The organism is Streptococcus phocae, from assembly GCF_001302265.1.
GTDB classification, from domain to species: Bacteria; Bacillota; Bacilli; order Lactobacillales; family Streptococcaceae; genus Streptococcus; species Streptococcus phocae.
On the sequence record NZ_LHQM01000029.1, the window covers coordinates 1 to 19,787 of the forward strand.

The 19,787-nt window shown below is 41.2% G+C and carries 16 protein-coding genes and 1 pseudogene; 1 reads left to right on the forward strand and 16 read right to left on the reverse strand.

What is annotated here, in order from left to right; translation table 11 throughout:
• Window positions 1-14: 14 nt before the first annotated feature.
• Together pepV and AKK44_RS06380 are read right to left on the reverse strand one after the other, a co-directional pair.
• Window positions 15-1,421: a dipeptidase PepV gene (gene pepV, locus AKK44_RS06370; RefSeq protein ID WP_054278993.1), complete on the reverse strand. Its 1,407-nt coding sequence runs from the start codon at window positions 1,419-1,421 to the stop codon at window positions 15-17.
• A gap of 213 nt (window positions 1,422-1,634) precedes the next feature.
• Window positions 1,635-2,237, reverse strand: a complete 603-nt coding sequence (locus AKK44_RS06380) for a nitroreductase family protein (protein ID WP_054278995.1) — start codon at window positions 2,235-2,237, stop codon at window positions 1,635-1,637.
• 289 nt (window positions 2,238-2,526) lie between these two features.
• On the opposite strand from AKK44_RS06380, the gene spxB reads away from it, so the two are divergent.
• Window positions 2,527-4,272, forward strand: a complete 1,746-nt coding sequence (gene spxB / locus AKK44_RS06385; protein WP_201777507.1) for a pyruvate oxidase — start codon at window positions 2,527-2,529, stop codon at window positions 4,270-4,272.
• A 61-nt stretch (window positions 4,273-4,333) separates the two neighbouring features.
• Here the strand turns inward: spxB and uvrC are convergent, their stop codons facing one another.
• From uvrC to ndk, 14 genes and pseudogenes are all read right to left on the reverse strand, one after another.
• On the reverse strand, window positions 4,334-6,112 hold the full coding sequence (gene uvrC / locus AKK44_RS06390) for an excinuclease ABC subunit UvrC (RefSeq protein WP_054278997.1): 1,779 nt from the start codon (window positions 6,110-6,112) through the stop codon (window positions 4,334-4,336).
• 124 nt (window positions 6,113-6,236) lie between these two features.
• The gene (locus tag AKK44_RS06395; RefSeq protein ID WP_054278998.1) at window positions 6,237-7,610 is read right to left on the reverse strand and encodes an NAD-dependent succinate-semialdehyde dehydrogenase; all 1,374 of its coding nucleotides are present in this window, start codon (window positions 7,608-7,610) and stop codon (window positions 6,237-6,239) included.
• 121 nt (window positions 7,611-7,731) lie between these two features.
• Window positions 7,732-8,661 (reverse strand): annotated as a pseudogene (locus tag AKK44_RS06400) (extracellular solute-binding protein); the annotation flags it as partial.
• Window positions 8,662-8,774: 113 nt separating this feature from the next.
• Window positions 8,775-9,554, reverse strand: a complete 780-nt coding sequence (locus AKK44_RS06405; RefSeq protein ID WP_054279000.1) for a response regulator transcription factor — start codon at window positions 9,552-9,554, stop codon at window positions 8,775-8,777.
• Between the two features lie 3 nt (window positions 9,555-9,557).
• On the reverse strand, window positions 9,558-11,210 hold the full coding sequence (locus tag AKK44_RS06410; RefSeq protein WP_054279001.1) for a sensor histidine kinase: 1,653 nt from the start codon (window positions 11,208-11,210) through the stop codon (window positions 9,558-9,560).
• Between the two features lie 130 nt (window positions 11,211-11,340).
• Window positions 11,341-12,168, reverse strand: coding sequence for a PTS system mannose/fructose/sorbose family transporter subunit IID (locus AKK44_RS06415; RefSeq protein ID WP_054279002.1), 828 nt, complete (start codon window positions 12,166-12,168; stop codon window positions 11,341-11,343).
• The gene (locus AKK44_RS06420) at window positions 12,165-12,974 is read right to left on the reverse strand and encodes a PTS mannose/fructose/sorbose/N-acetylgalactosamine transporter subunit IIC (RefSeq protein ID WP_037594838.1); all 810 of its coding nucleotides are present in this window, start codon (window positions 12,972-12,974) and stop codon (window positions 12,165-12,167) included. Before AKK44_RS06420 ends, AKK44_RS06415 begins: the two co-directional genes overlap by 4 nt.
• Window positions 12,975-12,990: 16 nt before the next feature.
• On the reverse strand, window positions 12,991-13,482 hold the full coding sequence (locus AKK44_RS06425) for a PTS sugar transporter subunit IIB (RefSeq protein WP_037594836.1): 492 nt from the start codon (window positions 13,480-13,482) through the stop codon (window positions 12,991-12,993).
• A 14-nt stretch (window positions 13,483-13,496) separates the two neighbouring features.
• Window positions 13,497-13,922 carry a PTS sugar transporter subunit IIA gene (locus AKK44_RS06430; RefSeq protein ID WP_054279003.1) on the reverse strand — a complete coding sequence of 142 codons (426 nt, stop codon included), beginning with the start codon at window positions 13,920-13,922 and terminating at the stop codon, window positions 13,497-13,499.
• Window positions 13,923-14,144: 222 nt separating this feature from the next.
• The gene (locus tag AKK44_RS06435; protein WP_054279004.1) at window positions 14,145-15,158 is read right to left on the reverse strand and encodes a YeiH family protein; all 1,014 of its coding nucleotides are present in this window, start codon (window positions 15,156-15,158) and stop codon (window positions 14,145-14,147) included.
• 88 nt (window positions 15,159-15,246) lie between these two features.
• Window positions 15,247-16,422, reverse strand: a complete 1,176-nt coding sequence (locus tag AKK44_RS06440; protein ID WP_054279005.1) for an Mbeg1-like protein — start codon at window positions 16,420-16,422, stop codon at window positions 15,247-15,249.
• Between the two features lie 48 nt (window positions 16,423-16,470).
• Window positions 16,471-16,905: a peptide-methionine (R)-S-oxide reductase MsrB gene (msrB, locus tag AKK44_RS06445; protein ID WP_054279006.1), complete on the reverse strand. Its 435-nt coding sequence runs from the start codon at window positions 16,903-16,905 to the stop codon at window positions 16,471-16,473.
• Between the two features lie 157 nt (window positions 16,906-17,062).
• On the reverse strand, window positions 17,063-18,895 hold the full coding sequence (lepA, locus tag AKK44_RS06450; protein ID WP_037594827.1) for a translation elongation factor 4: 1,833 nt from the start codon (window positions 18,893-18,895) through the stop codon (window positions 17,063-17,065).
• 103 nt (window positions 18,896-18,998) lie between these two features.
• Window positions 18,999-19,421, reverse strand: coding sequence for a nucleoside-diphosphate kinase (gene ndk, locus AKK44_RS06455; RefSeq protein ID WP_054279007.1), 423 nt, complete (start codon window positions 19,419-19,421; stop codon window positions 18,999-19,001).
• Window positions 19,422-19,787 lie beyond the last annotated feature (366 nt).

Consider the following 19,787-nt stretch of genomic DNA (forward strand, 5'->3'; position numbering starts at 1 on the left):
TTTCTTTTTTTTAATTATTTAATCAATTCATAAATTGCTTCGGCGTAGATAGCTGCTGAGCGATAAATGTTTTCTAACGGCATGTATTCATTAGCTTGGTGCATGGTGTTTTCATCACCTGGGAACATCGCTCCAAAGGCAACCCCTCGTTCTAGGAGGCGTCCAAATGTACCGCCACCAATGACTTGCTCGTATCCTTTGAGACCAGTTTGTTTTTCATAAACAGACAACAAGGTCGAAACCAACTCATCATCCATTGGCACATAATGTGGCTTATGCTCATGGGCTGATAAGGTTACTGCTGTAAGGCCTGAGAGTTTTTCTAACCCAGCTTTAAGGGTTTGACCGTCTGTACCTTTAGGATAGCGGAAATTTAATGCAATGGTATTGTCATCAGCTGATTGCTCAAATCTAAAGACCCCAGCGTTCATGCTAAGTGCTCCCATTTTATCATCTGTATAAGCTAATCCTAATTTCTCAGCTGCAAAATCCTCATGAAGCACATTTCCTGCTACATCCAAATACGTTTTAGCTGCGCCTTCAAAGGTAAACTGTGTCAAGAATTTTGCCAGTAAGGTTGCTCCATTGACTCCTGCCTCTGGTGTTGAACCGTGTGCAGATTTTCCAACAATGGTCACTTCAAACTGACCGTCTTGTTCTTTAACAGTACCTTTAACAGTATGGTCTGATAAAAATTGCTCTAAAGCTGCTTCTAACACATTAAGCTCATGGGGGGCACTAATAACTGCTGTTGCTGACTCAGGAACCATATTCTCACGAAGCCCACCTTGGAAACTGTGCAAGACAAAGTTTCCTGTGTTTTCACCTGGAAAATGCAAATAAGCAGTGATGTTACCTTTTTCACCGTTGATAATAGGGAACTCAGCATCTGGTGAAAAACCAAAATCTGGATCTTTTAAACCATTATGTGCAAAATAATAGTCCATGTCTCCCCAGCCTGATTCTTCGTCTGTTCCTAAGATAAAGCGAACTTTTTTAGAAACAGGTAGCCCCAGTTCTTTAATGATGTTAAGGGCGTAGTAACACGCTAGTGTAGGTCCCTTATCGTCAGAAGATCCCCGCGCATAAATGCGACCATCTTTAATCACTGGCTCATAAGGATCTGTGTCCCAACCGCTACCAGCAGGAACCACGTCTAAATGGGCAAAGATTCCAAGTACCTCATCACCTTGTCCAAACTCAAAATCACCAGCATAATTATCGATATTGCGAGTTTTATAGCCATCTCTTTCAGCCATAGCTAAAAAATGTTCCAGAGCTTTTACAGGGCCAGGACCAAAAGGATGTTTTGCATCTGCTTTTGAATCGTCTCTTTCAGAATTGATGCGCAACAACTCTGATAAGTCTGCTATCATCGCGTCTTTTCGTTTATCAACTTCTGCTTTAAAATCTACTGTCATTTTTTCTCCTTTATCTTATCGTAAATATATAAACTGAAGCCTGCTATAAAACCAGTGGTTCCTAAAGCAAGGCATACTGCTAACCCATTTCTAATGCCTAGTTCTAATAGTAAATAATACGTGATTATTCCCCCAAGCATTGCTAAGCCTTGGGCACAAAACCAAGCGACATTAGAAATGGGGTGTTTAAACTTCTTGAACACAGGCTGCTCCTTAACGACGTTCGATAACCTCGTCTACTGGCAAGCGGTAACTTGGTTCTGGTTTTTCATCACTGTATCCTACTGTGATTAACAACTCAGGACGAAAACGTGAGTCAATGTCCAAAATAGCATTTGTTAGTTTTTTATTAAAACCAAGAATGATGTTTGAGGCTATTTGCTGATCGGTCAGAGCAAGAACCAAGTTCATCGCAACAATCCCTGCATTAATAGCCAAATACTCACCTGTTTCCACCTCATTAAAGGCGGCAAAGCGAGGAGGTAGGGTTTCCATATAATAACCAATCAGGTCATCTGGCAAAGATTTAACACCAATTCTTGCAATTTTGCGTGAGCGTTGTGCCAAATCAGTATCGGAAAACAAGGCAACGACGTATTGAGCTGCTTCGACCTGCTTTTTATTAGCTAGTGGCAGGTCTTTGGCAAGGTCTGCTTTTTTAGCATCCACAATGACAAATTTCCAAGATTGGATGTTATTAGCACTTGGCGCCAAAGTTGCAATTTCAATAGCAGTACGCAAGTCCTTATAATCTACAGGTTTATCATTAAAGGTTTTAACGGCGTGTCTCTTTTTATTCAATTCGAGAAATTTCATCGTAAAACATCCTATCTAATTTTTAGTTTCCTCTATATTTTACCATAAATCCTCATTTCTTGTTTTGATAAAGTCACGCTTTGAGAGGGTTTTCTCCTAAAAATCACCATTTGTCACTAATTAGTGCAAAATAGTTGAAAAAAAATTCTTTGAGGTATACCATATGGGTATGACAACTAACCCATCGTTCTTTAAATCACCCTCAAAAGTCCTCAGGCACAAGCTATTCTGGGAAAATCTGAGGTGACCAGTGATTAAAGAATGTGTGCCTAGTCATCAAGGAGGATTCATTATGACTAAAATAAACGCTTCTGATGCCATGATTAAAGTTATTGAAGCTTGGGGAGTTACTAATATCTATGGCTTACCAGGTGGTTCCTTTGATTCTACTATGAACGCCCTACATCAGCGAAAAAATACCATTAATTACATCCAAGTGCGCCACGAAGAAGCTGGAGCTCTTGCTGCTGTTGGTGAGGCTAAGGTGACAGGACGTCTCGGAGTGACCTTTGGCTCTGCTGGACCTGGTGCTGTTCATCTGTTGAACGGTCTCTACGATGCCAAACACGATGGTGTGCCGATACTGGCATTGATTGGTCAAGTCCCAACCACCAATATGAACAAGTCATTTTTCCAAGAATTAAATGAAAACCCTATGTTTGAGGACGTCTCTGTTTATAATCGAACTGTTATGACAGCCCAACAGCTGCCTTACGTGGTCGATGAGGCCATCAGACAGGCTTATGCACACAAAGGCGTTGCCGTGGTTACCATTCCAAAAGACCTGGGCTGGCAAGAGATTGAAGATGATTATGTATCAACAGCCCCTCACTACCAAACCCCACTGTTGCCTGAACCTAGTGATGACCTAATTGATCAAGCGCTAGCTTTGCTTGAAGCTGCCAAAAAACCACTCATTTATATCGGTCTAGGGACTAAAGGTGCCCGAGAGGACATCATGGCCTTGGCTAGACAATTAAAAGCACCTGTCTTGAGCTCAGCTCCTGCTAAAGGCATAGTGCCAGATGATTTTGAACTTTACATGGGATCAGCTGGTCGTGTGTCTACCAAGCCTGGTGTGGAAATGCTCCAAGAAGCTGATACTATTATCACATTTGGTACTGACATGCCTTTCCAAGGCTTTTTCATCAAAGATGATGCGACCTATATTCAAGTTGATATTGATGGGACGAAATTTGGCAGACGCCATCGTGTTGATTTAGCCATTTTAGCTGATGCTAAAAAAACCATCAAAGCCTTGCTCGAAAAAGGGCGAGAACTACCTGAATCTGACTGGTATAACGTTGCTCTTTTAAACAAAAAGAACTGGGTCGAGTGGATGGCAAGTTTTGAAGACAAGGAACAAAGCCCACTGCGAGTGGAACCTGTTTTTAAAGCCATCAACGATATGGCTACCAAAGACGCCATCTTCCAGATTGATGTCGGCAATGTGACCATTGATGCTCTGAGGTACCTAAAAATGAATGACCAGCAAGCATTTACGACTAGTGGCTGGTATGCTACTATGGGCTATGCCTTGCCTGCCGCCATTGGTGCTCAAGCCCAGTACCCAAATCGTCAAGTGTGGTCAATCTCTGGAGATGGAGGCTGGACCATGAACATGCAAGACATTGCAACAGCTGTCAAATACCAAATGCCTATTATCAATATTATTTTAACTAATGACAGTTTAGGTTTCATTGAGGCAGAACAAGATGACATGCCACAACCCCATTCTGGTATTGACCTTATTGATGTGGATTTTGGACGAGCAGCAAGTGCTATGGGGGCAACTGGATTTGAAGTGCGTAACCTAGACGAGCTCAAAGAAGCTTTTGAACACGCTAAAACCGCCACTGGTCCTGTTGTGATTGATGTCAAAATTGCAAATGACAGACCCATCCCTGTAGAGCAACTACGACTTGACAATACACGGTACAGTCAAGAAGAGGTCGACGCCTTTGTCAATACCTATCAGGCTGATGGCTTAATCCCTTACTCAACACTCCTCAAACAAGTACAAACAAGAAACTAATTCCCCCTCTTAACACCTCAAAAACCAACCTGCAAAAACGTTGCTAGGTTGGTTTTTTGATTTATTTTTCTGAAACAAAGTGTTCTTTGATGGCGATGGCAATGGCTTTTGGGATGCCAATCGCGATAATATCGTCTACGGATGCTTCTTCGACAGCCTGAATCGTTTTAAAGTGTTTTAATAGTAATTGCTTGCGCTTAGGTCCCAAGCCTGAGATGGCATCAAATCGAGATGAAAATGACTGCTTGCTTCGCAACTGCCGGTGAAAAGTGATGGCAAAGCGATGCACCTCATCTTGTATCCGATGGAGGAGAAAAAATTCTTCGGAATTTCTAGGCAATTCCACAACGCTCAAAGGATTCCCAAAAAGCAACTCGTGTGTTTGGTGTTTATCATTTTTTTGTAGCCCTGCAACAGGAATACTGAGCCCCAGCTTATTTTCAATCACCTCACGCGCAACCTTGACCTGGCCTTGCCCTCCATCAACAATAATTAAGTCTGGCAACTGCAAGCCTTCATTTTTCACACGACTATAACGCCTGTAAATGACTTCTTTCATACTAGCATAGTCATCTGGCCCAACAACGGTTTTGATTTTAAACTTCCGATAATCTTTTTTACTTGGCTTGCCATCAATAAAGACAACCATAGCAGAAACTGGACTGGTGCCTTGGATGTTAGAGTTGTCAAAGGCTTCAATCCGAACAGGCTTAGCAATGCCTAGCAATTGTCCTAAATGTTCGATTGCACCAATGGTTTTGGTCATGTCTTTTTCCAAAAGGTCAAATTTTTGCTGCAGACTAACCCTCGCATTTTTAGTCGCTAGAGCCACCAGTTGTTTTTTCTCTCCACGTTGCGGTTTGATGATTTTAGTAGGAACAATGGCTTGGACCAACTCTTCGTCAATCTCAGAAGGAATGAAAACTTCTTTGGGGATAAAATGCCGTTTGTCATGATAAAACTGCCCCATATAGGTCAAAAAATCCTCTGATGCTTCATTGTAATAAGGAAACATATTAACGTCACGTTGGATGAGTTTTCCTTGGCGGATAAAAAAGACCTGCACACACATCCATCCTTTATCGACAAAGTAGCCAAAAATATCCCGGTCTTGCAAATCTTTACTCATCACCCTTTGTTTGGTGCGCATGGTCGCTATGCCAGAAATCAAGTCCCGATATTCTGCTGCGCGTTCAAACTCTAGCTCCTCAGAGGCAGCTTGCATCTTAGCACGTAACTCATCAATAATTCGGTCATCTTTGCCTTTTAAAAATTGCTTGACCCCGTCCACCAAACCGTCCCAGTAGGCTTTGTCCGTGTGACAAATGGTATGTGCATGGCATTGGCCTAAATGATAGTAAAAACAAACCTTGTTTGCTGGGTTCTTGCATTTTTTAAAGGGAAAAATGCGATCTAAGAGCTTTTTCACCTCTGTCGCTGTATAAGAATCTGGATAAGGACCAAAATACAGGCCATCATGCTTTTTGATTTGTCTTGTAATCAATAGGCGTGGAAACGGTTCGTTCGTAATTTTAATAAAGGGATAAGACTTGTCGTCTTTCAACTTGATATTGTACTTGGGCATGTTCTCTTGAATCAGATTAATCTCTAACAAGAGGGCTTCGGTGTTGGATTCCGTAACAATAAATTCAAAATCAGCAATCTCTGACACTAAAAGCTCTGTCTTAGTATCGTGGCTTCCCCTAAAGTAAGAACGCACCCGATTTCTGAGGTTTTTAGCCTTTCCCACATAAATAATGGTACCTGTTTTGTCTTTATGAAGGTAACAACCCGGGCTATCCGGGAGAAGTTCCAATTTGTGTTTGATTAGTTCATTCATGTTATCATTTTACCAAATTTTTATCTTTTTGCCCCAAAAGAGCTCTGCCTGTAGGTGAACGCTGTTGTAACAGCGTAAAAAAACAAACTAAAAGAGTTTTCTCTTTTAGTCTGTTAACAGTTATTTAGTGTTTAGGCAGATAAACCAGGTGTTCGTTGACAAAAGCTGTAAAGCCAAGTTCCCCTAGCTCACGGCCATAGCCTGAGTTTTTAATACCTCCAAAAGGCAGTTCAGGCAAACTCGTCCAACCTGAATTAATAAAGGACATCCCTGTCTCAATTTTGGCAGCAACTGCTTTTGCTCGCTCAATATCACTGCTAAAAACAGTTCCCCCCAGTCCATACTGCGAATCATTAGCCAAGGCAACCGCTTCGTCTTCATCTTTGACCTTGTAGACTGATGCGACTGGTCCAAAAATCTCCTGATGATAGATTGGGTTGTCTTTCTGAATATCTGTGAGGATAGTTGGCATAACAAAGTTTCCAGGATGGTCAATCAACTCATTGCCATAAATGGCATTTGCCCCATGATCTAGAGCCAGTTGAATCTGAGAGAGCACCTCTTTTTTTGCTGCTGCTGATGACAATGGGGCTAGGCTGGTTTCTGGATCCATTGGATCCCCCCATTTGGCTGATTTAAAAGTTTTGACAAGTAGGTCAATAAAACGGTCATAGACAGACTCCAAGACGATAAATCGTTTGGATGATGTACATACTTGACCTGCGTTATAGAGACGTGAATAAAAGAGGACGTTTTCTAAAGCATCCCAATCTGCATCGTCCAAAACGATAAAGGCATCATTACCACCTAATTCAAGGGTTGTTTTCTTGAGGTGTTTTCCTGCTTCTTGGGCAATGCTCGCCCCTCCTCGTTCAGAACCTGTCAAGCAAACGCCAGTAACCCGTCGGTCGGCAATAACTTGAGATACTTGATCATAAGATACAAAAAGATTGGTAAAAGCGCCTGCCTCTGCACTTGCTTCTAGGACTAATTCCTCAAAGCCTTTTGCAGAACGTGGACAGATTGAAGCATGTTTTAAAACCATGGGATTTCCAACAATAAAGTTAGGCGCAAACACACGCATGATTTGGTAGTAAGGGAAGTTCCATGGCTCAACAGCTAAAATCACGCCTGTTGATTGCTTGACATAATAGGCCTGTCCTGAGTTGGTTTCTAGAGGAACCGAAGCCAAAAACTCATCTGCCTTATCGGCATAATAGTTAGCTATCTTGGCGCAAAGTTCGATTTCGCCTTTGGCTTCCTTGAATAGCTTGCCCATATCCTTAGTCATATACTCTGCGTATTTGTCACGGTCGCGGCGTAAAATCGCTCCTATCTGGCGTAGTTGGGCTTTACGTTCCTCTAGGTGATCAGCTGCGCGCCATTTTTTATATAGCAAGTGACCTCTTTCTAGGGCCTCTTCTAGGGCTTGGTCACTCATGTTATCAAATTGATAAAGAACATCATTTGTGAAAGGGTATGTTGTTTGATATGCCATAAGATAATCTCCTTTTTGTATTACCTTTAGTCTAACAAAAAAAGAAACCGATTTCAAAAAATGGCTACGCCTTTTTGCCTGACTTTCCCATGGATAAACAGAGCACTTATCACTAGAGTGATTAGCGCTCGCTAGCATCTCGTAAACGATTGTATTTGGCTAAGAGTTCTTCTTTGTGATTGGTAACGTATCGGTAATCTTCTTTTAGAGTGGTGATGTCTTTGAGCGGCTTCATTTCAAGGTTCGACTGCGCATCGCGACGAATAGGACGATTGGTCGTTGATTTTGCAAAAGCGTTTTGCACCTCCAGAGACAGCATGTAATTGATAAAACGCTTGGCGTCTTTTTTGGCTTTGGAATGTTTGATAATGGCGACAGACGATGGCACAAAGACCGTTCCTTCTGTCGGATAGACAATTGAGATATTAGCGCCACTGCGCAGCAAGTTGACACTAGGGTCCTCATAAGTTAGTCCAACAACCATCTTTCCCGCAGCTACAGATTGATAAACCTCAGCTGAACTCGATGACTTGATGGCATTGATGTTGGCTAATAATTTCTTGACATAGGTCCAGGCAGAGGGATTGGTGTATCCTCCTTTTGCTAGTAAAATATTCGTCAACTGAGAAAAGGCACTAGAAGAGGTATTGGGGTCAGCAAAGGCAATTTTTCCCTTTAGTTCTGGCCTCAGCAAGTCATCATAGCTCGAGATAGGAATTGAACGAGCCAGTTCATTGTTAACAATTAACACGCTGCCATTAACCGTGTACGGCGTAGCCATATCGCTTGGGTGTACGTAATCTGAGATCACATAATCAACATTTTTTGAAACGTATGGCTCAAACAAATCCTTATGGGTTTCAAATTGCGTATAATTGCCACCAAAAAACACATCTGCCTCAAGAGGCTTTCTTTGGTGCTCCAAGCGGTCTATCAGCTGTCCTGTTCCTCCTTGGATAAGGCGAACCTTGATGCCATATTTTTCTTCAAAAGAGGGAATGGTCCTGGTCAAAATATTCTGGCTATTAGGACTCATCACGACCAGTTCCCGACGCCCAGACGCGTGATTAGAGTCCTTGTCTATCAAGAGATAATAAGTTCCTAAACTAGCAAAGCACAAGACAAGAAACACGATCACAAATACTCGTTTTTTCTTCACCCGCATCAGTCGTCTCCCCCTGCCTTAGGCAAGGTTTTCTCTTTAAATTCTTTGACCGTTAGACCCAAATACTTTTTAAACACCCTATCAAAATAACGATAATCGTATATTCCAACTGCTTCAGCTAACTGATAAACCAATATTTCTGGCTCTTCAAAGAGTAATTGAATGGCCTTATTAATTCGGTATTGGTTCATATAGTCGCTCAAGGTCATATTGAGGTGCTTTTTGGCAAGGTTGTACAAATAACTCTCGCTATAACCTAACTCGTGGGCTAGCTGGCCAATCATGATTTTTTCTTGGTAATGTTCATGTATCCATCGAAGCATTTCTTGAACAGCTTCTGGAAACTGGTCTGTCACCTGTGGCAGACTGAGATAGAGGTGTTCCTTGGCATCTTCTTGGGCATGGTGATTCGCTTTTAACCTCTTGATAATCGACTGCAAACACTCTAGTAGGGCTTGTTTTTCAACGGGTTTTGTTAAAAATTCGAGCACACCATAATGCAGAGCTGATCTGGCATTTGGAAAATCGGCGTAGCCAGATAAAATGATTTTGGCATAGGTCTGGTTTTTGGTTGCTTGAAACATGTCAAAAGCCGTCATAATTGGCATGTTTATATCTGTCAAGACGATATCAGGCTGGGTTTCTTGAATCAGTTGTGAACCTTCTTGACCGTCTTTGGCCTCACCAACTACGACAATGCCAAGCGACTCATAGTCCATACCATAGCGAAGCCATTTTCGAATGATGTGTTCGTCTTCTACAATTAACAATTTATACATCGCTTACTCCTTCACTTTATAGGTCAACAAAAAGGTTTCATCATCTTTTTGGAAAGACAAGTCAACTTCTGAAAACTGATACTTCAAGCGGCGATAAGAATTTACCAAGCCATGGTAAGAATCTTCTGAGGCTAATAATGCCCGAATCTCATTTTGCCGCTCAAGGCTAATGCCAGGACCATTATCAGCTACAGTAAAATAGATATCGCCTTGGTCTTGATAAATGCGCAACTGGATAAAAACGTCATGCCTGTACTGCAAGCCGTATTTTATCGCGTTTTCAATCAAGGGCAACAGACAGAGTTTGGGAACTTTTAGCTCATTCAAAGACTCTTCGACATCTATCTCGTAACGCAGCTCTTCAAACCTTACCTTATTAATCAAAAGGTAAGATTCGATAACCGCCAGGTCATCCTTCAGCGCCACAGCTTCTTGGGTGTTGCTTAGGCTATAACGCAAGAGTTTGGTTAGTTGAATGACAATCTTTTCTGTGATATTGGCATTGTAATGACTCGTGATTAAAATGGTTTCAAGAGTATTGTACAAAAAATGAGGATTGAACTGAGCTTCTAGCATTCGCTTTTCAAAGACCAATTTTTGCTTTTCTAATTCCAAGGTTTTATGGTGTAACTCTCTGAGACGCGAAAGCATGTGATTGATTTGGTCGGACAGGTATTGAAATTCATCTTGACTATCTAGCGCGATACTTGTTTTTTCTTGCCTTGAAATAGCGGACATGTCCAAGACCATTTGATTAATCGCCGCTGAATTTTTAGACGCGATTTTAGTGGCTAGGCTCTTGGACTGACGATTTAACATAACCAAAATCAGCAGCGAAGATAGCAATGAAAATAGCACAATCAGCCGAACAGGAACCAAAGGGCGATAAAGATACAGCACAATAGACGGGCTAAGCTGGCGCGTTCTCACAATAAAAGTTTTATTGTTTTTAAAAGTAAAATAATGGGTCAAGTCACGACTGACGACCTTGTTTAAACTCGACGAAATAAAATCCCTACTCGTAAAGGCAAAGGTATTATCAAAATGATCTGCGATGATTACATCAGAATCAATATTATCAGATGGTTGCAAAAAATCCTTACCATTGACTAAAACAAGCGAGTAACCCATAATATGCCCGTTGGCTAAAATGGGTTTCATCAGAGCCAAATAATGGGTCTCATCATTATCCATCACTAGCTTCACCAAGTTATTTTGAGAAGACTTGGCTTTTTTGATGAGTTCGCTAACATAAACCGATTGGTCAAAAAAATTGCCCAAGTGTTGATTGCTAGCAAATAAAAGATGACTGTCAGGTGCAAACACCAACAGTTCGGATTGACTTTGAGTGGTATTTCTAAGATGGTAATAGTGTTTACTAAGATCTGCCGGACTCAACTCTTTGGTGATAAAACGAGTCAAGCTATTGGCATTGAGCTCTGCTAAAAGGGTCTCGTTTTTTTCTCTTAGCTCATGGTAACTGTTTTCGGCTCTTTTGAGGTCATGATAAAGGCCAATGTGTTGGGGAGCTAGTGAAAAAATCACAAAAAGACCTATCAGTAACACTGATAAAATCAAGGATTGATTTGAAAAGTGGTGTGAAATGTCATCTTGTAGCCGTTTTTTAAACCGTTCTTCCATCATGTCGCCTTTCACCTTAGTCTTTTTATTATAGCAGATAGACTTCCCTAATTGGTAATCTTACCTTAATTGTCTAACATAAGAACAAAAAAAGATAGGTAACACAAGTCTTGCTCATCTTACCTATCTGTCATATCAATAAGGATTAACAAATTCCTAGTAATCCTAGAACGATTCCTAGAGCCATAATGCCAAACATAATCCAGTTAATGTTAACTTTTTTACGTAATAGCCAGAAAGCTGTCATTGTCACCAAGAGAGGAACAATACCGATAAATAATTGGTCCAAATAATCTTGAATAGAGGCTGCTTCTTTGGCACCTTTTGCAGCAACGGTTAAAATCGTTTTGAACTTAACGTTTGATGCCGTCATAGAACCAACCATCATCAATCCGAGCATGCTTGACGTTTTCGTAACAATCTTAATCCCGCCAGATTCATACAATTTCTTGATAAAACCAGCACCTACTGAATACCCACCATACAAGCTATAGTAATGGATAATAAAAGCTGGGATGTTATATAGGAGCAAGAAGATTACTGCTCCCATAGCAGATCCCGTGCTTGCAAGAGAAATACCAATTCCTGCTGCGATAACACGAAGAATTCCCCAGAAAAACGAATCACCAACCCCAGAGATAGGACCCATTAAAGACGCTTTAACAGCGGTAATCGCACTAGCATCAAAGGTTGGGTCTTCACTGTTTTTCTTTTCCATAGAAGCTACCAAGCCCATGATAAAGTTATTGATATGCATCGTTGCGTTAAACCAAGTGGTGTGTCTCACAAGAGCATCTGCTTTATCCTTATCAGTCTTGTAGAAATGGTTAATCACAGGTAACAAGGTATAGATGACCCCAACCGCATGGTATTGAGTAGCACCTGTACGGCTAGCATTCATCGTCCATGAACGCCAAAAGACAGAGCGCAACATTTTTCTTTCTTCTTTAGTCAAATTTTGTTGAGATTTCATGCGAAGAAATCCTCCTCTTCTGATTCTTTAGAGTCAAATGTGTTTTGGCTACTAATAACGCCCTTGGTCATGGCATCCATTTCCAAGTCTCTTTGAGAACTAATCACACAAATCACCGCACCTAACGCAGCAACGGCTACCGCTGGTAATTTCAAATAGGCTGTCAAAACAAATCCTAATAAGAAGAAAACTGCTAATTTATTAGTCCACAAGAGTTTCATCAACATGGCAAAACCAACTGCCGGCAACAAGCCTCCTGCTGCACTCAAACCATTCATAAGATTTTGCGGAATATTCTCAACGAAAATGTTAACTGGTCCACTTCCTACCAAAATACCGATAAAGGAAATCGATGCAATAATCAGGTAGTAGACAATCCAAGTACCATAATGAAGAAGAACCAACTGCCCTTGCTTGTTTTCTGCTGCTGCTTTGTCTACCCATGGGGCAAAGATGTTCATAAACACGTTTTTCAAGAACATTACAACAAAAGCTGCCAACATCCCAATCGGAACAGCTAAGGTCATCGCTGCCTTTTGGTCAATATTAGAAATAATGGTAAAGGTTGTTGCCATCGCTGTTGCTGTAACAGGCTCTGCAGCAATCACACCACCGATATTAACATTCCCTAAGAAAAGCGCTTCTAGAGACGCTCCCATTAGGATGCCGACTTTCATGTCTCCCAGTAATAGGCCTGTAACCAGTCCAACCACGAGTGGCCGTTCCATCATACTCTGACCTGTTAAATAATTTCCCCCAAAACAAATCAATACAGCTAGGGCTGCCATTGTTGCTGGTACTAACATAATTGATTACCTCTCTTTATTTGACTAGTTGGCTCAAGCTAACTTTAGTGTTTGATGGCAAAACTTGGTTAAAGACGTCCAAATCTGGCAAAGCTGCTAGGGCTTTAGCGGCTTCGAGTTCCGTTGGATTTAACAACAAGCTTGATGCTAATTTCACTTTGCTTGCTGGGTCTGATTTGTCAAAACGACCAACATTAGCCACGTTAACCGCTTCCAAATCTTTCACTTCTTGAGCAATCTTGTAAGCGTCAGTGACAGAGTTAACAATAACAAAAATGCGTTTGTCTACTGCGCGTGGGTCATTGAATAAAGCAATTGAATCCTCAACAGAGCGAATCAATAATTTCATGCCATTTGGCACAGCCATTTTCAAAGTCATTTGGGTAATTTCATTGTTGGCTGCCTCATCATTCGCCACAACTAGCAAAGGCGCATTCAACTCCTTTGTCCAAACAACAGCAACCTGACCATGAATAAGACGGTCGTCAACGCGAATTTGTGTAATCATGTGTTTCCTCCTATTTAATTAAAAAAGTCATCATCTGTGGTATCATCCACTGCTAATGCAACCATTTGAACTTGTGACTCTGCAATAACTGTAGCTATTTCTTCTTTTGTGATTGCTTCGTCTGGCTTTAAAAACATGAGTGATAACAGAGTGGCTAAGTTACTATTAGAGATTAAGAAAATATTATCTTTTCCACTGTTCATAACAGCTGTGACCACTTTTTGGTTAACACTACCACCCAATAAATCTGTAAAAATAAGGGCTTGCTCGTCATCCTCGACACCTGCGATAAAGCTTGTAAGCTGCTCTGTGTAATCACTGTCATCAATATAGGCATCAATGGTTTGAATTTCTTCGCCCATGCCTGTCAAAATGTCAATAGAGCTTTTTAGCCCACTTGCCAATTTACCATGACTACCAATTAAAAATTTTCGTTTCATGATTTCCTCCAACCTAATTCAACTATGCTTTGAACAAAGTAGTTTCGTTGTCCTGCCTTAGCGGACCTTACATAGATATTCTATCAAATGAAAACGTTTTTAAAATGGATTATTCTACTCAATGTGTAGACAATTCTACACAAAAATCCTCCTCCATCTCTCACGACACCTAAAAACACCACCCAGAAATGACATTCTGAATGGTGTAACGTCTGATTACTATTATAAGATATGAAGTACTGCTTGCATAAGGAGGCTAACCATCGCAATGGCAATCCAACAAAGACCTCCCAACAGCAGGGCTTTTCCCCCTGTTTTAATCAGCTTTAGCAAATCGGTGTGAAGCCCTATCGCCACCATAGCCATGACGATGAAGAATTTTGATACCATTTTGAAAAACTGAAATACCGCCAAAGGCATGCCTAACGAACTCATCAAAGTCGTCACTAGAGATGCCACAAGAAAAAAGAGAATAAATGTTGGAAATGCCTTGGTCAAGCGAAAAGAGGCCTGCCCTTTTTGCTCTTTTTTGGTTTGGTAAAAAGATAGTACCAGCGTAATCGGAATAATGGCCAATGTTCTAGTCAGTTTGACAATAGTTGCGCCATCTAGTGTGTTGGAGTGGTGAATGGCATCCCATGCTGCTGCAGTTGCTATCACAGATGAGGTGTCATTTACTGCTGTTCCGGCAAACAAGGCAAAGCCCTGATTAGATAATCCGATGACTTGTCCCAAGGTTGGAAATAGCAAGGCCGCCAAGATGTTAAAGAGGAAAATCACTGAGATAGCCTTAGCAATCTCATCATCTTTAGCGCCAATCACTGGTGCCGTTGCCGCAATCGCAGAACCTCCACAAATAGACGAACCAACACCTACTAGGGTTGCCGTATTGGTATCTAGCTTTAGTAATTTTTGACATCCAAAAGCCACCAAAAGAGCTGTTATAATCGTCGCAAGAATAATGGGTAAGGATTGTATCCCGACATCCATTACCTCTGCCACATTCAAGCCAAAGCCCAAAAGCACCACAGCTGCCTGTAGGACATATTTTGAGGTAAAGGCAACGCCTGATTTGGTCTTGGCATGAGGGGGATAAACCATAGCCACTAACATCCCAATAAGAATGGCAAAGACAGGTCCTCCAATAAGAGGCCACAAATGCCCAAAATACCAAGACGGCAGGGCTAACAAGAGGCAAAGAAATACTCCAGGTAACAGATTGCGATTGATTGACATAGCAAACTCCTTTCCAATTTTTTATTATAGCCCTTTTCAGCAAGAATGTAAAATCAGCTTTGGCAATGCTAAAAACCTCAAGCTGGGCTTAAGGTTTTTTAAAGGATTTTGGTGATTTGAGAACATGCGAAACCGCAGATAGCATCTTTTCAGATACCTGACGCTTGCGATAACCTGTATAGGTGCCTATTAGCTTTCGCATTGATGTGATCATGAGGGCTTTTTTACGGTGGTCAATGGAGTGCAGGGAATAAATAGCGCGAAAAATCGTTCCCATCGCTTTTTCATCAAAAGTAAAGGCATTAAGACTCGTAATCCCTGAAGCAATCAAGGTGTCAAAAAAAGCATCTCCGATTAACTTTAATTCACTTTTTGAAAGGTCTCTCGTCCAATCTCTAAAAGCCACTTCCAGGTGTTGACTGAGTGCAGAGCGTTCTGCCACCGTCTCAAATGTCCCTCCCAAATCAACCAGCCAATTACAGATTTTATGTTGTAACAGACCGTAGGACAGACTGCGAACAATGGTAACCGGCACATCATAATACAGCATGACACCAACCACTGACTCATGTGGTTGTATGACCGTTAGTTTCTCACGGATAGCCCTGTAACCCGGATGGTTCAACTGACTTTGAGGCAATCCAGGTGCATCAAAAAGATAAAGGCGCTTGATAAAGGATTGACCATAAGGTGATAAGAAGCTACTAGCATATAGGGCTAAATTACCTCCCTTAGAGTGACCACTAATCGTCACATCACAATTTGGGTGCTCTTTTTGAAAGGTTTTGAGGTAGGCAATAGCTGAGCGATGAGCAGGCACTTCTCTCATATAGGTTAGTTTAAAGTCCTCTTTCCAACCAATCAAACTATCATCTGTGCCCCGAAAAACAATCTGAACGTGATTAATCGTATCAATCGTAAACACCATTGCGGCAAATTGCTTTTCAAACTCCACATTGATGTCATTAACATAGTTTGACAAGGATAAATCAGCAAAGCGCTTAGACTGAGACACCGCTAAAAACAAAGCCAGTCTTTCTTTTGTGATTAAGAAATTATAAACGGGTTTGCCAAATGCATCTTGATTGCCACGAATCAGATTTGCTAATGTCATGTCCGACAAACGATACGACGCTTGTCCAATCAAGCCATCAAAAGGCAAGTAGCCAATTTCATTGATAACAGCAATATCTAGCTCATTCAGCGCAAGCTTTGTAAAGCTTGTCTCTTGGTTGTGTGTGACATAATCTACCAATGTTGCCAACTATGGACCTTCTTTCTGGTGAGGATTCTCACATGATTTCAATAATGATCAGGCGTCAAACAGACTTAGCCACTGACCATAACCTTCTTTTTCCATGTCTTCATAGGGAATAAAGCGAAGAGCAGCCGAATTAATGCAATAGCGCAGTCCTCCAGCTTCTTTAGGACCATCATTGAAGACATGGCCTAAGTGAGAGCCAGCCTCGCGACTTTTTATTTCAATGCGACGCATCCCATGGGATGAGTCATCATGATTGGTAACCCTTCGGTGATCAACTGGTTTTGAAAAGGCAGGCCAGCCACAGCCAGAGTTGAATTTGTCAAGAGATGAAAAGAGAACCTCTCCACTAACCACATCCACGTAGATCCCCTTATCAAAAAAGTCGTCATACTGACCCGTAAAAGCACGTTCTGTTGCAGCGTGTTGGGTTACCTCGTAGGACAAGTCACCAATTCGTTTTTTTAGTTCTTCTTGTGTTTCCATAGCGTCTCCTTTTTGACTTTCTTAGTGCCTTTATTGTACCAAAAAAGACAATCTTTTGCGCAATAAGGCACATCCTTGTTTTAAGTGATGGGTCAATCAGCGAAGCTTAACTAGCAAAAAAGCCAGATGATTATCTGGCTTTTTGATCTGATAAAAATTACTTTTTGCTATCGTCATCCATAGATAAAACACTCAAGAAAGCTTCTTGTGGCACTTCTACAGAACCGATTGATTTCATGCGTTTTTTACCAGCTTTTTGTTTTTCAAGCAACTTACGCTTACGAGACACGTCACCACCATAACATTTCGCCAGAACGTTTTTCCGCAAAGCTTTGATGTCTGAACGTGCAACAATTTTTTGACCAATAGCCGCCTGAATCGGCACTTCAAATTGCTGGCGCGGGATAATTTTCTTTAGTTTTTCAACAATGATTTTACCACGCTCATAGGCAAACTCTTTGTGAACAATAAAGCTAAGCGCATCTACCTTATCTCCATTCAGCAAAATATCCATCTTAACCAACTGAGATTTGCGGTATTCAGCAACCTCATAATCAAAGCTAGCATAGCCTCGAGTAGAAGATTTTAGCTTATCAAAGAAATCAAACACGATCTCAGCTAATGGAATGTGATAAATAACATTGACACGATTGTCGTCAATGTAATCCATCGTCACGAAGTCACCACGCTTACGCTGTGCAAGCTCCATTACGGAGCCGACAAACTCTTGTGGCACCATGATTTGAGCTTTAACATAAGGTTCTTCAATGTTATCGACCTTGGTTGGGTCTGGAAACTCAGATGGGTTAGAAACGGCATGGCTCTCACCGTCTGTTGTGTTCACATGATAGACCACTGATGGTGCTGTCATGATTAAGTCAATATTAAATTCTCGCTCCAAGCGCTCTTGGATAACATCCATGTGCAACAAGCCGAGAAAACCACATCGAAAACCAAATCCCAAAGCCTGAGACGTCTCAGGCTCAAATTGAAGACTCGCATCATTTAATTGTAGTTTTTCAAGGGCTTCGCGCAAATCATTGTATTTGTTGGACTCAATCGGATAAATCCCTGCAAAAACCATAGGATTCATCTGCTTGTAGCCATCGAGTGCTTCTGGTGCTGGATTATTAGCCAAGGTAACGGTATCTCCGACACGAGTATCAGCCACTGTTTTAATCGAAGCTGCAATATAACCAACATCTCCAGTCGCCAAGAAAGCTCTTCCGACTGTTTTAGGGGTGAAAATACCAACTTCTGTCACGTCAAATGTTTTGCCATTTGACATCATCTGAATCGTATCTCCTGGTTTCACAATGCCATTGATGATACGCACTTGCAAAATTACACCACGGTAGGCATCATAGGCTGAGTCGAAAATCAAAGCCTGTAAAGGAGCATCCACATCTCCTGAAGGAGCCGGCACTTTTTCGACAATTTGCTCTAGTATTTCTTCAATTCCAATACCTGCTTTTGCAGAAGCAAGAACAGCCTCAGACGCATCTAAACCAATCACGTCTTCAATTTCCTGACGAACCCTTTCAGGGTCTGCTGCTGGCAAATCGATTTTATTGATTACTGGTAAGATTTCTAAATCGTTATCCAAAGCGAGGTAAACATTAGCAAGCGTTTGAGCCTCAATCCCCTGAGCGGCATCAACCACTAAAATAGCACCCTCACACGCTGCAAGTGAGCGAGACACCTCATAGGTAAAGTCAACGTGCCCTGGTGTATCGATAAGATGCAAAATATAGGTTTCACCATCTTTAGCGGTGTAATTCAACTCAATCGCATTTAATTTGATGGTAATACCACGTTCACGCTCCAAATCCATAGAATCTAGAAGTTGGGCCTGCATTTCACGCATGGAGACGGTTTCTGTTTTTTCCAAAATCCGGTCAGCAAGCGTTGATTTTCCGTGGTCAATATGGGCAATAATGGAGAAATTACGTATCTTCTCCTGACGTTTTTTTAATTCTTGACTGTTCATTCTTTTTTCCTATACATTTAGTCTTTACATAATATTATATCAAAAAAGATAAGCCTTTGCCTATCTTTTCGTTTAGACGGATTTCGTCAAAGCAGTTGCTGGTTTAAAGTGAATTGCCAAACCAAATCGCTATCTCACGATTAGCAGACTCTACAGAGTCTGACCCGTGAACAACATTTTGAATACTGCTTTTTTCATCAGGTGCTTGTGCAAAATCTCCACGAATTGTCCCTGGAGCAGCATCCTGAGGATGCGTCTGACCCATCATCATACGCCAAGACGACACTACTTTATTTCCTGAGAGAATGCCCACAAGAACTGGACCACTCGTCATATAAGATTCTAGCTGAGGGTAAAACGATTCATTGACCAAGGATTCATAATGACGAGCCAATAAGTCTGGACTCGCTTGGCGCAATTCTAACTTATCAAACGTAAAACCACGACGTTCAATACGTTGCAACACTTCACCAATCAATCCACGTTTAACCCCATCAGGTTTTATCATAAAAAATGTCTGTTCCATTTGTCACCTCCAACGTACCTACTATTATAACACGAGAACTAAGGAATAGAAATATAAAGATGACAACGGACACCAAGCTATCCAACACATAATAACATCTTCGTTCTTACGGAAATAAAACTGTTAAAACATATAAAAAAGAGGGTGAAACCCTCAGTTTTGAACCATCAAAGATAAAACAGCTCTAAAACCCCTCCTTTTCAATTTATTTAAATAAAAATTTGGAACCATTCAAAACAACACAGCTCTAAAACTACATAGCTTGCATCTTTAAAAACTACCATGTTTTGGAACCATTCAAAACAACACAGCTCTAAAACCGCCGAATCTAAATAAGTCATTAATGGCGTTTTGGAACCATTCAAA